The sequence below is a fragment of the Lysobacter sp. K5869 genome, assembly GCF_018847975.1.
GTDB lineage: Bacteria > Pseudomonadota > Gammaproteobacteria > Xanthomonadales > Xanthomonadaceae > Lysobacter.
The window spans coordinates 5,715,428-5,728,517 of sequence record NZ_CP072597.1 but is presented as its reverse complement, the minus strand read 5'-3'; the positions used below and the strand labels follow the sequence as shown (position 1 = coordinate 5,728,517).

Here is a 13,090-nt window from a genome sequence, read left to right as displayed (position 1 = left end):
TGCCGCCGTGGGGGGCGGACGGCGCCGTGCGCGGAGCATAGCGGCGCGCGGGGGCGAACGGGCGGTCGCGGCGCACACGATTGCGAGGGCGTTGCGCTTCGTCCGCGCGAGGTGAGCGCGAACCGGCCCGCGGCTGAACGCCGTCGCGCCCGCGGCCCGCAAACGGACAGGCCCGCGGTCGCCCGCGGGCCTGCCGTCGCGGCCGAGATTCAGTTCTGCGCCGGGGTGTTTTCGGCGAAGTACTCGTGGCTGTCGGCGTTGTCGAGCGCGCTGGCCGGATCGGTCAACGCGAGGTTCTTGGCGCCGGACTGGCCGTAGACGTGATCGTCGGTGCCGGCCACCACGGTGAAGTGGCTGGTTTCGTGGATCAGGGTGCCGGCCTTGGAATCGGTGCCGGTCAACGGCGCGGTCCAGAAGGTCTTGCACACGAAGATCTCGTACGGCTGGTTCGGATACACGTAGGCGTAGTAGCGCTGATTGCAGCCGCAGTTCACCGTGATCTCGCCGTTGTTCTGGTCCAGCGCCGCGTCGATGGCGACGAAGTGCTGGCTGGCGGTGGCGTAGCGCTGCGAGGTGTAGGCGCCGAACCAAGTGGTGTAGCGCGGGCCGACGGTGCCGGCGCCGAGGTAGCCCTTGGCGTTTTCCGCGTAGCCGCGCGCGGCGACCACGGCGCTGCCGATGCTGTCGATCTGGGTCGCGCTGCAGCCCTTGTACGATACGCCGTTGACCACGCTCGAGCCGGTGCCGCCGCCGCCGGGCTTGCCTTGGGCGGTGTTGCCGCCGCCCTTGGCGTTCACCCACAGGCTCAGCGGCGCGCTGCGCGCGACTTGCGGCAGGCCGTTGCTCTGGCGCAGCAGGCTGCCGTCGGACAGCGAGGCGAACTGCAGCGGCGAATCCAGCGCGACGGTGTACTGGCCGCCGCGCGAAAGATCGTAGGCCTGCGACAGGTCGACCACCGCGCGCAAGGTTTCGCCGGCGCGCAGGATCGCGAAGTCCTCGGCCTGCGGCAGGCCGCGCTTGATCAGCGGGCCGGTGTACTGCACCGCTTCGCCGTCGCGGCTGATGCGGAACAGCTTGGCCTGGGTCAGTTCGGATGGCAGTTGCCACTTAGGCACGCGCGCGGTGTGGCGGCTGGTGTTGGTGACGCTGACTTCGACCTTGCCGCTGAAGGCGCCGGCGGCGTCGGGCACGGCCATCAGGCCGATGCGCAGCGGGCTGGGCTTGCCGGCGGCTCCGCCGGGCGCGGCGCCCACCGCGGCGATGGCGCCGCCGAGCAGGGCGGTGCAGGCGGCGACGGCGAATACGTTGGACGATTTCATTGCGATGGTTTCCTTAGACGTTCGTCGGTCGGCGCGGCTCAGAAGCCGCCCGCGTTGAGGCGGCCGCCACTGACGGTCTTGCCGCTCAGCGAAGGCGTGGCGATGGCCGAGCTCAGGATCGCGGCCTTGATGTCGGCGGCGCTCGCGCCCGGATGCGAGGACGCGTACAGCGCGACCGCGCCGGTCACGTGCGGGGTCGCCATCGAGGTGCCGTTGTAGCTCGCGTAGCCCGGCACGATCTTGCCCTTCGACGACACCGGCACCGTCGACCAGATGCCGTAGCCCGGCGCGCCGATGTCGATGGTGGTGGACCCGTAGCTGTAGATCTGCGAGCCGTCCGAACGCAGCGCGGTCACCGACAGCACGTTCGGGTTCGGGTACTCGGCCGGATAGCAGTCGGAGGTTTCGCAGTTCACCCCGGCGTTGCCGGCGGCGACCACGAACAGGATGCCGGCGTCGTTGGCGCGGCCGATCGCGTCCTGCAGCGCCTGCGAGAACGGCCCGCCGCCCCAGGAATTGTTGGTGGCGACGATGTTGAGGCCGTGGCGCGACTTGAGGTCGTTGAAGTAGTCGATGGCCTTGATCGCGTCAGCGGTGGCGCCGCCGCGGCGGCCGAGGAACTTGCCGCTGATCAGCTTGATCCCGCTCCAGCACACGCCGGCCACGCCCTGGCCGTTGCCGCCGTGCCCGGCGATGGTGCCGGCCACGTGGGTGCCGTGATCGTCGCCGGCGCCGTCGAAGACCTGATTGTCGTTGCCGTCGAAATCCCAGCCGTGCACGTCGTCGACGTAGCCGTTGCCGTCGTTGTCGATGCCGTCGACCGGATCGTAGGGATTGGTCCACGCGTTCGCGGCCAGATCCGGGTGGTCGTACATGAAGCCTTCGTCGATCACGCCGACCACGACGTTGCCGCAATCGGTGTGGCCGCCGGCCCAGGCCGCCGCGGCCTGCGAGCCGTAGGCGTTGGCCGGCGAGGAGGTCGCGCTGTACATGCCCCACAGCGAACCGTTGGTGTAGTAGGTGTCGTTGGACACGGCCTGATGCTGGTACTGCCAGTTCGGCTCGGCGTATTCGACGCTGGGATCGCGGCTGAGTTCGTACAGCGTCGCGGCCAGATCGCGCCCGGCCGGCACGCGCATCAGCGCCAGTTCGCCCTTGCGCGCGTTGCCGCCGCGCACGGTGTCGATCTTCTCCAGACCGAAGGCCTTGCCCGCGGCGCCTTGTTGCGCGGCGCTGGTGCCGTCGCGGTACTTGACCAACAACTCGCCCGGCAGGTGGGCGCGGCCGGCCTTGAGCGCGGCCAGGGACAGGTCGGGACGGCCGCCGGCGAGGGCGGATGCGGACAGAACGGAGACGACCGCGCCGCACAAGGCGGCGACACGAAATGCGGACTTCATATGGCTGGCACCCTTGGGTGTTGGCTCGCGGCCCGAGCGGCCGCATGCACAAAATATTTGCCGAATCCGTCACGGACATTCCGCGCTGCAGCATTCGCTGAATGGGCTGAATTGGTGGATTTTTCCGCGATTTCAATCACATATCGGCGCGCGTGGAGCGCAGCGAGAGCGAGCGGTCGCAGTGCGCCGACCAGTGGCTCGGGTTGCAAAAATGCAACACGTTTCGGGCGCGGCGACGCTGTACAGCGGGCGTATAGTCCGCGTCGACAGCCGCCGGCATCCGATACCTGCCGAGCAACGCAAGGCTGCCGCCGGGCGGCACGGGGAGGCCGCCCGGAACTCGTTCCCCAGGACTCGACAAAGGCACAACCGGCGAAAGCCGGCGTCGCAAAGCTCCCGGGTACCGGCTCCTGTATCGCCGGCACGGCCGAGCTACCGAGCGAAAGCCAACGGGCGGCCCCCGCCGCCCCGCTCAGGAGTTCTGTCATGTCCCGTCACCGTAGCTGGCGTCCGCTGGTAGCAGCGGCGCTGCTGTTCGCATCGTCCGGGGCCTGGGCCGCCTCGGTGCTGCCGACCACGTATTCCGGCAACTTCACCAGCTGCGACGACCTTCCCGGCGTCGGCACCTGGCAGGGGCTGGGCTACAGCACCGGCAACCCGCCGGCCGAAGGCCAGAGCTACAACCTCGGCCTGCCCGGGCAAACCATCACCTTCAACTACACGCCGCCGGGGCAGAACCAGTACCTCGGCTTCACCTCCACCATGCCGATGGATTACGTGGTGGTGAAAGGCGGCAACGCCTACAACGTCTTCCATTACCAGCCGGGCGTCACCAGCGACACCAATTTGTATTCGCCCGACAACGCCAGCGGCGGCCCCGCCGCGGTGAGCCACGCGACCTTCTGCTTCATTCCGCGTCCCACCGGGACGAAGACCGCCGACGCTACCTGGAAGCGCTACACCGACTGGAGCATCGACAAGAGCGCGTCGCCGACCCAGATCGTCATGCTCGACGGAGACAGCCATCAGGTCGACTACACCGTCACCGCGACCGCGCTGACCCGGCAGCTGTACCGCATCGCCGGCACGATCACGGTCAAGGATCCGTTCTCGTTCGGCTGGAACGCCACCGCGGTGGTCGACACCTTGCAGTTCAACAACTCCGCCAATCAGTTCGTGCTGCAATGGACCGCGCAGCCGGGCGATACCGACACGCTGTCGTGCGTCAAGCCGGCGCCGAACGCGGACAAGATCGTGCTCAGTTGCACCTACGCGTTCGACTTGAGCAGCCTGAGCTATCCGTTCCTGACCTCGGCCAGCGGCGGCGTCAACGCCGCGGGCATCACCGCGACGCGCGGCAGCGGTTGCGGCTGCGGCGACGACGGAGGCAGCGGCACGCAGAGCTACACCTTCTCCGCGACCGCGCCGTTCTCGATCTCGGCCAATCCGAACGAGAGCTACGGCGATACCTTCGCGATCGACGATTCGATGCTGCCGGGCAGCGTGGACCACAGCTTCGCGCTGGGGTCGGGGCCGTACGTGTGGACGTATCCGCGGCCCAATCCGCTGACCTGCAACGCCGATCAGGGCACTTCGACCAATACCGCCACCGGTAGCTGGAGCACGGGCGCGAACACCAACGCCACCGCCAGCGACTCGGCTTCGGTGCAGGTCGCGTGCCGCACCGTCGGCGTGAGCAAGACCGCGCAGACGCGTTACAACCGGGATTACGGTTGGACGCCGGACAAGCATGTGGTGGTGTCGCAAGCCGACGCCAAGGTCTCCGGCATGCAGGGTTGCTTGCCCGACCCGATCGCCAGCGGCGATTACGCGGGCAACTATCTGTGCAACGACGTCGACGTGACGCTCAACGCCGGCGGCAGCTACGAGACGGTCTATCGTCTCGCCGCCACGCGCACGATCGAATCGGAAACCGGCTTCACCGTCAGCGGCGACATCCAGGTCTCCTGGCCCGCCGACGTCAGCCCGGTGTTCAGTCCGTCCGCGCCGAGCGACACGCTGTCGTTCACCGGCGGCGGCACGCAGTCGATCGCGCCCACCTGCGATCCGCAGACCGCGACCTCGCTGCATTGCAGCTACAGCGCCGCGCTGAGCGGCAAGCTGGGCGGCAGCAACCAGGCCACGATCCAGCGCGTGCTGCAGTGCTACGACGCGCAGAACAACGCCAGCGCCTGCGGCTTCAAGAGCTACAGCTCCAACCAGGCCGCGGTGGCCTTCGGCGATCCGGCGGTTGAAACCGACCGCTGCGTGACGTTGACCGATCTGTTCAACGGCACCGCCGGGCTCAACCTCGGCGCGGGCTTCGGCTGGACCGTGCAGCCGCTGTTGTGCGGCAGCTTCGCCCAGTTCGTCACCGGCGACATCGATCCCGATCCGGGCATCGTGCGCAGCCTCAACGTGGCCGCGTCCTGGCTGCCGCCGGCCAACGCCGGCCCGGGCCTGAGTTGCGAGTTCATGGTGCCGAACGTGCTGACCTTGAACAGCGACAACGGCGCGAGCAAGAGCGACGAAGCGGTGCTGAGCGTGCACGTTCCGGAACTGTGCGCGAACAGCGGCGGTTGCACCTACACCCAGGGGTATTGGAAGACCCACTCCAAGTACGGGCCGGCGCCTTACGACCCGACCTGGGCCAAGATCGGCGAAGACACGCTGTTCTTCAGCTCGGGCCAGACCTGGATTCTGGTGTTCCGCACCCCGCCGAAGGGAGGCAACGCGTATTACATCCTGGCGCACCAGTACATGGCCGCGCGCTTGAACGTCGAAGCCGGCGGCAGCGCGCCGTCGCAGGTCGCCAGCGCCATCGCTCAGGCCACCGCGTGGTTCACCGGCCGCAGCAGCGCCGCGCCGAAGGGCTCGGCGCGGGATACCGCGATCAACCTCGCCGGCATCCTGGGCGCTTACAACGAAGGCACGATCGGTCCGGGGCATTGCTCCACTTCGCCGGCCACGCTGGCGGCGGGCGCGGATTGATCGAACTGCGTTGCGATTGGCAACTCGGCTGTATCGCGTCATCGGCGACCCCGGCTTCGGCCGGGGTCGCTGTGTGTGGGGACGCGCGAGGTGGGACGGTTCGGCGGTGGAAGCGGGGCGGTTGGCGCGAGAGGTTTTTCGGGCGCTTGCGGGGCGCGACGAGGTGGCTTGCGGGCGAGGCGCATGGCGTTCGATTGCGGTTTGCTTTTGCTCAGGGTTCGCGAGAGCAACATCAAAATCAAAATGGGTTCCGGCTTTCGCCGGAATGACGGCAAAGGGGGAGTCGTTCCGCCCCGTGCAGGCGACGCGACCTCCCAACCGTCATTCCGGCGAAAGCCGGAACCCATTTTGATCTTGCTGTCGGCTCCTCGCTCTCGACGCGGCAACGAGCCAGCCGACATCGAGCGTCTCCTCCGCCTGCAGCCGGCTCCCTTCCCGAAGCAAGTCGAGCCAAGCCACCGACACTCAGCCCCGGACGACCCGCCCCGAGCGCTGCGGGCCGTCTGCCCCGAGCGCCCGAACCGCGAGGGCGAAACTCCTGAGCTTTGTCACTAGACGACCGGTCTAATGGTGCCGTAGAGTGCCACCCCATGAACACCGCCCCCGCCACCCACGACGTGCGCAAGCACATCCTCGACATCGCCTACCCGCTGATGCTGCGCAAGGGCTTCACCGGGGTTGGTCTGGCCGAAGTGCTGAGCGCGGCGCGGGTGCCGAAGGGCTCGTTCTATCACTACTTCGGCTCCAAGGAGGCCTTCGGCGAAGCCGTGCTGGAGGCCTATTTCGCCGATTATCTGATCCACGTCGACGCGCTGATGGCCCAGCCCGGCAACGGCAAGCAGCGCTTGATCGCCTACTTCGACGACTGGCGCGAAGCGCAGACCGGCTCCGACCCGGAAGGCCGCTGCCTCGTGGTCAAGCTCGGCGCCGAGGTCTGCGATCTGTCCGAACCCATGCGCGCGGCGCTGGAGCGCGGCACCGGCGCGGTGATCGCGCGGATCGCCCAGTGCATCGAGCGCGGCCGCGGCGACGGCTCGCTGGCCGCCGCGCCCGACCCGCAGACGGCGGCGCAAACCCTCTACCAAAGCTGGGTCGGCGCCAGCCTGCTGGCCAAGATCCAGCGCGGCAGCGCGCCGATGGATCACGCGATGACGGTGACCCGCCGGCTGCTGGGACTGCCCGCGCACGACTGAACACCCCGGGGGCGGGCGCGCCCGAGCGCACCCGCCCTTTCTTTCGCTCCTTAACTAGACGACCGGTCTAATCGATCGGCCGAACCGACCTCCACCTAAGGATCCCGCCCCATGCCGCAGACCGCCGCCGTCAACCGCCGCTTCGTCCTCGCCGCCCACCCGCAGGGGCTGCCGACGCCGCAGGACGTCCGCCTGGAAACCGCGCCCGTGCCCGAGCCCGCCGATGGGCAGGTGCTGCTGCGCACGCTGTACCTCTCGCTCGACCCGTACATGCGCAACCTGATGGACGAAGTCGGCCCGGTCTACGCCAAGGCGGTGCCGCTGGGCGAAACCATGGTCGGCGGCACGGTCAACCGCGTGGTCGCGTCCAAACACCCGAACTTCAAGGCCGGCGACCTCGTGCTCGGCAACGCCGGCTGGCAGGACTACGCGCTGTCCGACGGCAGCGACCTGATCGCGCTCGGCGACATGGCCGAACCCTCGCACGCGCTCGGCGGCCTGGGCATGCCCGGCTTCACCGCGCACGTCGGCTTGCTCGACATCGGCCAGCCCAAGCCGGGCGACACCGTGGTGGTCGCCGCGGCCACCGGCGCGGTCGGCGCCGCGGTCGGCCAGATCGCCAAGCTCAAGGGCGCGCGCGTGGTCGGCATCGTCGGCGGCGAAGACAAGCGCCGTTACGCGCTCGACGAACTCGGCTTCGACGTGTGCCTGGACCGCCGCGATCCCGATTTCGTGCAACAACTCGCGCACGCCTGCCCCGACGGCATCGACGTGTACTTCGAGAACGTCGGCGGCGACGTGTTCGACGCGGTGCTGCCGCTGCTCAACATCGGCGCGCGCGTGCCGGTGTGCGGCATCATCGCCCACTACAACGAAAAGGACGCGCCGGCCGGCCCGGACCGCGTGCCGCAACTGATGGCGGCGATCCTGCAAAAGCGCATCCGCGTGCAGGGCTTCATCATCCTCGACCACTACGGCGAGCGTTTCGACGCGTTCCGCCGCGATATGGGCGAGTGGGTCGACAGCGGCCGGGTGAAGCTGCGCGAGGACCGCGTCGACGGCTTGGAGAACGCGCCGCACGCCTTCATCGGCCTGCTGCAGGGCCGCAACTTCGGCAAGCTGGTGGTGCGCGTCGGCGAGGATTGAGCCGCGCGCGGCGAAGACGCGGCCTCGCCGCGTCTTCGCCGTCGTCTCACGAGGTCGTCAGCGTCTTGATTTCGATGCGCTTGCGTTGCGGCTTGGCCAACGCGTTCTCGTGCTGCGACAGCGAACGCCCCCAGAACGCCTCGACCGTCGGCCCGCGCCGCGTGCGCCCACCCGCGAAGAAAAACTCGAACACCTCGCGCAGCCACACCCGCCGGCCCATGCGCACGTACCAGCGCATGCCCGCGAGCACCGCGCGGTCGGGATGCAGCAGGCTGCGGTATAGCGCGCGCGGCCGCAGCTGCACGATCGCTTCGATCGCCTTGACCCACAACAGCACCCGCCACGGCGGCAGGCCGCTCGTCGCCAGCACCTGATGCTTGTAGTCCCATTTACGCGCGTCGGTTTGGATCACCCGGCGCTCGGCGACGCTGTCGTAGTACGGCGTCCAGCGGTGCGGGGTGACGTAGAGCAACTGGATCTGGTCCGGGTCGTAGCTGAGCAAGTGGCGCAGCGAATTCCAGTAATCGCGGTCGCCTTCCTCATCGAAGCCGACCACGTAGGTCGCCATCGAAATGATGCCGTGCTGGCGCAACAGGCGGATCGCCTCGCGGTCTTCGCTGACGCTGGCGCCCTTGCGGATCTTGCTCAGCGTCGCCTCGGAATAGCTTTCGATCCCGAGCAGGAAGCGCACCACGCCGGCGCGTTTGTACAGCGGCAGAAGGTCGGCGTCGCGGACGATGTCGCCTGCGCGGGTGGAACCGACCAAGGTCAGATCGACGTTCTCGGCGATCAGCGCTTCCAGGAAGGCTTTCCAGGCCTTGCGCGAACCGGTCGGCAATTCGTCGGCGAAGTTGATCAGGCGCACGCCGTGCTCGCGGTGCAGGCGCGCGAGCTCGCGCGCGAAGCGCACCGGGTCGCGGTGGCGCCAGCGGGTCCAGAAACCGCGCTGGCCGCAGTAGCTGCACAAATAAGGGCAGCCGCGCGAGAACTGCACCACGACCGCCTTGAGCCCGCCCCAATACGAATAGCGGTCGTGATCGATCAGCTCCCAACCGACGCGGCATTCGTCCAGATCGAGGATCATCTCGGCCTGACCGGTCTCGACGATGCGGCCGTCGTCGCGGCGATACGCCAACCCCGGCACGCCGGCCAGATCCTCGCCGCGCGCGAGCGCCCGCGCCAGCGTCACCGCGGTGCGCTCGCCTTCGCCGCGCACGATGCAATCGATGGCCGGCTCGCGTTCGAGCACGTCTTGCCAGTGGTAAGTCGGGAACACGCCGCCGTAGACGATGCGCAACTGCGGGCGTTCGCGCTTGAGCAGCCGCGCGATCAGGGCGACGGTGGGATGCGCCGAGGTCGAGCCGGAGTGGCCGACCATCAACACGTCCGGCGCTTTCTCCAGCACCCGGCGCACGATCTCCTCGACCGGCAGCGGGCCGAATTCGGCGTCGAGCAATTCGACCTGGAAACCGGCGTCGAGCAACGGCCCGCCGAGACTGAGCAAGCCCAGCGGCGGCAATTGTTCGCGCGGGATTCGGCTGCCGATCGCGGTGTGCGGCGGATTCAGCAGCAAGATGCGGAATGCGGATTCGTCCATGCGCCCCAGCCCGGTTGTGCGGTGGCGGCAGGGTGGGGCGGACGGGTGTGCGGACGATGAGGCGGCGGTGAAGCGCGCGCGGCTCGCGTGTCGGCGCGCATCGGCGCACGGCACCGTCGGCCGCAGCGCCGCCGGGCGCGCGGCTGCTGCCGCGCCCGGGTTTTCTGCATAATTCCGCCTTCACAGGGGGAATCCAATGCGCATCGTGTGTCTGACCGTCGGCCTGCTGTGGGCCGTTTCCGCGTGGGCGGCCAAGCCGGAGCCGCAAGTCGCGGCGCAGTTGGCCCGCAGCCACGGCTATGTGTACGTGAACACTCCGAAGGGGAGCGGCCCGCGCCCGGGCGTGAGCGGCAGCCTGAGCGTGGTCGCCGCGGCCACCGGCGCGCGCGAGGAACTCCTGGACGCGCGCGCCGACCGCGGCAAGAACGCGTTCGGCCGCTGGTTGGCGCCGGGCCGCTACCGCATCGCCCGTTGGAACGGTTCGCAGTGGGGCGAGTACCCCGAATTCGAAGTGCAGGCCGGCCGCGTCACCGATCTCGGCAGCTTGGTGCCGATCAATCTGGGCGGCTACGAAATGGTGATGCTGCCGTTGCGTCCGGCCGAGAACGCGCACGACATCGACGCGGCGCTGACCGAATTCGGCGCGCTGCTGAGTTCGCCCGAGCCGCTGCGCTGGCAGCCGCAAACGCCGCCGCGGCCGATCGCGCTGAGCCAGCCGGGCACCGGGTTGGGGCTGATCGCCGATTTGCTGATGGCCTACGACCGCAAGGTCAACAAGCCGTCGGTGATCGGCCGGCTGAAATCGGCGAAGAGCAACGACGAGTTCCTGAGCCTGGCGCGCTCGGTCGCGCCGCCGTCGTCCGACAAGGCGGCGGTGGGCGCGGATTCGACGCTGTACTTCGGCGCCGACCTGGGCCAGATCCGCGTGCGCGGCGCCGATGGGCGGTGGAGCGGGATCGGCATCGACACCTTGCGCAAGATCACCGCGGTGGCGCGGGTGGATGATGCGCTGCTGGCCGGCTCCGACGACGGCTTGGTCCGCCGCAGCGACGATCGGGGCGCGACGTGGTCGGTGCTGCAATCCTTCGGCGCGGACGAAGCGGTGCTCGATATCGATCGTCAGGCGTCGCGCTGGCTGATCGTCACCGGACGGCAGGTGCCGTCGCCGCAACCGGGCCTGCCGCCGACGATGGACCGGATCACCGTGCGCGTGGCGAGCAACGACGATCTGAAGGACGCGCGCACGGTCGGCGAGTTCCCGATCGATATCGGCAAGACGTTCGGCGCTTGGCCCGGGCCGATGCCGCAAGCGCACGGCGGCGCGTACTTCATCGGTCTGATCGATCAGTTGCGGCGGCTGGATCTGGCGACGATGCAGTGGAAGACGGTCAGTCCGCCGAAGCCGTTCTTCTCGTTCCGGGTGGACGCGAAGAGCGGCATCGTCGCGGTGCTGTCCGGCGGCGGCGCGTTCACCAAGATTTTCGTGTCCAGTGACCACGGCGAGAGTTGGAAGAAGGTCGGCCGTCCGCCGTACACGGTGACCGACGTGCAGTTCGATTCGGCCGACAGCGGCTATGCGAGCCGTTGGAACATGAACGCCTTCAGCGGCGTGTGGGAGCTGTATCGCTACGAGCCGAAGATCGACGACTGGCGGCAAGTCTCCGAGGCGCCCTTCAACTGCAAGCCCAAGCGGGTGTCGGCGCAGTTCCCGCTGTTGTGCGTGGCCAGCGACGGCAGCGTACTGAGTCAGCAGGGCACGCAGTGGGCGGTGGAGGCGTCGGCGCAGTAGCGGCTGGCGTGGGGCGGCGGCGCGCGGCCTTGCGCGCCGCGTCCGCCCGCCGTGCCGTTGCCCGCGGCGGGCGCGAGACCGCCGGCGGATGCATGAAAAAGGGCCGCTTTCGCGGCCCTTTTTCGCTTCACGCGATAACGCGCGGGCTTACTTCTTCAGCCCGGCGTCCTTGCGCAGTTCCTCGGCCTTGTCGGTCTTTTCCCACGAGAAGGCGGTGGCGGTCTGCTTCTTGCCGGCGCCGTCGACGTAGCTGACTTCCTTCGGCTTGCGGCCGAAGTGGCCGTAAGCGGCGGTGAGCTGGTAGACCGGGTGGATCAGGTCGAGCATCTTCACGATGCCGTACGGACGCAGGTCGAAGTGCTTGCGGATCAGCTTCTCGATCTTGTCGTCGCTGATCTTGCCGGTGCCGAAGGTGGTGACCGAGATCGAGGTCGGCTCGGCCACGCCGATGGCGTAGGAGACCTGCACTTCGCAGCGGTCGGCCAGGCCGGCGGCGACGATGTTCTTGGCCACGTAACGCGCGGCGTAAGCGGCCGAACGGTCGACCTTCGACGGATCCTTGCCCGAGAACGCGCCGCCGCCGTGACGGGCCATGCCGCCGTAGCTGTCGACGATGATCTTGCGGCCGGTCAGGCCGCAGTCGCCGACCGGGCCGCCGATCACGAAGATGCCGGTCGGGTTGATGTGCACCTTGTTCTTCGGCAGCTTCTCGAGCCACGCCTTCGGCAGCACCGGCTTGAGGATGTGCTCGTACACGCCCTCGACCAGATCCTTCTGCTTGATGCCCGGATCGTGCTGGGTCGACAGGACCACGGCGTCGAGGCCGGCGACCTGGTGCTTGTCGTCGTAGCGCAGGGTGACCTGCGACTTGGCGTCCGGGCGCAGCCACGGCAGCTTGGAGTTCTTCTGCTTGCGGATCTTGGCCTGCTGCTCGACCAGACGGTGCGAGTAGTAGATCGGCGCCGGCATGAATTCCGGGGCTTCGTTGCAGGCGTAGCCGAACATCAGGCCCTGGTCGCCCGCGCCTTGTTCTTCCGGCTTCTTGCGGTCGACGCCGGCGGCGATGTCGGGCGACTGCTTGCCGAGCATGTTGATGATCGCGCAGGTGTGGCCGTCGAAGCCGACGTTGGAGTTGTTGTAGCCGATGTCGTTGATGACCTTGCGCGCCAGGCCTTCGATGTCGACCCAAGCGCTGGTGGTCACTTCGCCGGCGACGATGGCCGCGCCGGTCTTGACCAGGGTTTCGCAGGCCACGCGGGCGCGCTTGTCCTGGGCCAGGATGGCGTCGAGAACGGCGTCGGAGATCTGGTCGGCGATCTTGTCCGGGTGGCCTTCGGACACGGACTCGGAAGTGAACAGGTAGCTGGACATCGGTCGAATATCCTTCGATTCGGATAAAAAGATGGCCGCCCATGATACAGACTCGGCCGGGAGCGCGCATTGTGCCGTGCCGGGGAGTTGTCCGGGCGTTAAGCGGCTCCTGAACGCCGGACCCGGATCGGACTTTGGGGGGAGGTTGGATGCGGTGGCGCATGGGAAGCTGTCCCGGCGCGCCAGGAGGGCACGCCGACGCTCGAATCGTCCTCCCGGAACGCCGCGTTCCCGCCGGGCCAGGGCTGTCATCGCACTGACCCGAAACCGCCATGCGGCTGTCGCTG

The 13,090-nt window shown here is 68.4% G+C and carries 8 protein-coding genes and 1 riboswitch; of the genes, 4 read left to right on the top strand and 4 right to left on the bottom strand.

All coding sequences use genetic code 11. The annotated features are described in order from the left end of the window. Positions 1-209: 209 nt before the first annotated feature. Both J5226_RS24290 and J5226_RS24285 read right to left on the bottom strand, forming a co-directional pair. Positions 210-1,319 (bottom strand): M35 family metallo-endopeptidase, encoded by a 1,110-nt coding sequence (locus J5226_RS24290; protein ID WP_215837654.1) that lies wholly within the window; start codon positions 1,317-1,319, stop codon positions 210-212. 38 nt (positions 1,320-1,357) lie between these two features. Next, positions 1,358-2,716 carry a S8 family peptidase gene (locus J5226_RS24285; RefSeq protein WP_215837653.1) on the bottom strand — a complete coding sequence of 453 codons (1,359 nt, stop codon included), beginning with the start codon at positions 2,714-2,716 and terminating at the stop codon, positions 1,358-1,360. Positions 2,717-3,068: 352 nt separating this feature from the next. Continuing rightward, positions 3,069-3,156, top strand: a riboswitch (cyclic di-GMP riboswitch). Between the two features lie 46 nt (positions 3,157-3,202). On the opposite strand from J5226_RS24285, the gene J5226_RS24280 reads away from it, so the two are divergent. From J5226_RS24280 to J5226_RS24270, 3 genes are all read left to right on the top strand, one after another. After that, positions 3,203-5,707, top strand: a complete 2,505-nt coding sequence (locus J5226_RS24280) for a hypothetical protein (protein WP_215837652.1) — start codon at positions 3,203-3,205, stop codon at positions 5,705-5,707. 590 nt (positions 5,708-6,297) lie between these two features. Then, positions 6,298-6,900: a TetR/AcrR family transcriptional regulator gene (locus J5226_RS24275; RefSeq protein WP_215837651.1), complete on the top strand. Its 603-nt coding sequence runs from the start codon at positions 6,298-6,300 to the stop codon at positions 6,898-6,900. Between the two features lie 111 nt (positions 6,901-7,011). Continuing rightward, entirely contained in the window at positions 7,012-8,046 is a 1,035-nt protein-coding gene (locus tag J5226_RS24270; RefSeq protein ID WP_215837650.1) for an NADP-dependent oxidoreductase, read from the top strand. 46 nt (positions 8,047-8,092) lie between these two features. Here J5226_RS24270 and bchE read toward each other — a convergent pair whose 3' ends face one another. Beyond that, positions 8,093-9,643, bottom strand: coding sequence for a magnesium-protoporphyrin IX monomethyl ester anaerobic oxidative cyclase (bchE, locus tag J5226_RS24265; RefSeq protein ID WP_215837649.1), 1,551 nt, complete (start codon positions 9,641-9,643; stop codon positions 8,093-8,095). Positions 9,644-9,839: 196 nt separating this feature from the next. On the opposite strand from bchE, the gene J5226_RS24260 reads away from it, so the two are divergent. Beyond that, positions 9,840-11,432: a hypothetical protein gene (locus J5226_RS24260; protein ID WP_215837648.1), complete on the top strand. Its 1,593-nt coding sequence runs from the start codon at positions 9,840-9,842 to the stop codon at positions 11,430-11,432. Positions 11,433-11,579: 147 nt separating this feature from the next. Here J5226_RS24260 and metK read toward each other — a convergent pair whose 3' ends face one another. After that, positions 11,580-12,803, bottom strand: coding sequence for a methionine adenosyltransferase (gene metK, locus J5226_RS24255; protein WP_215837647.1), 1,224 nt, complete (start codon positions 12,801-12,803; stop codon positions 11,580-11,582). Positions 12,804-13,090 lie beyond the last annotated feature (287 nt).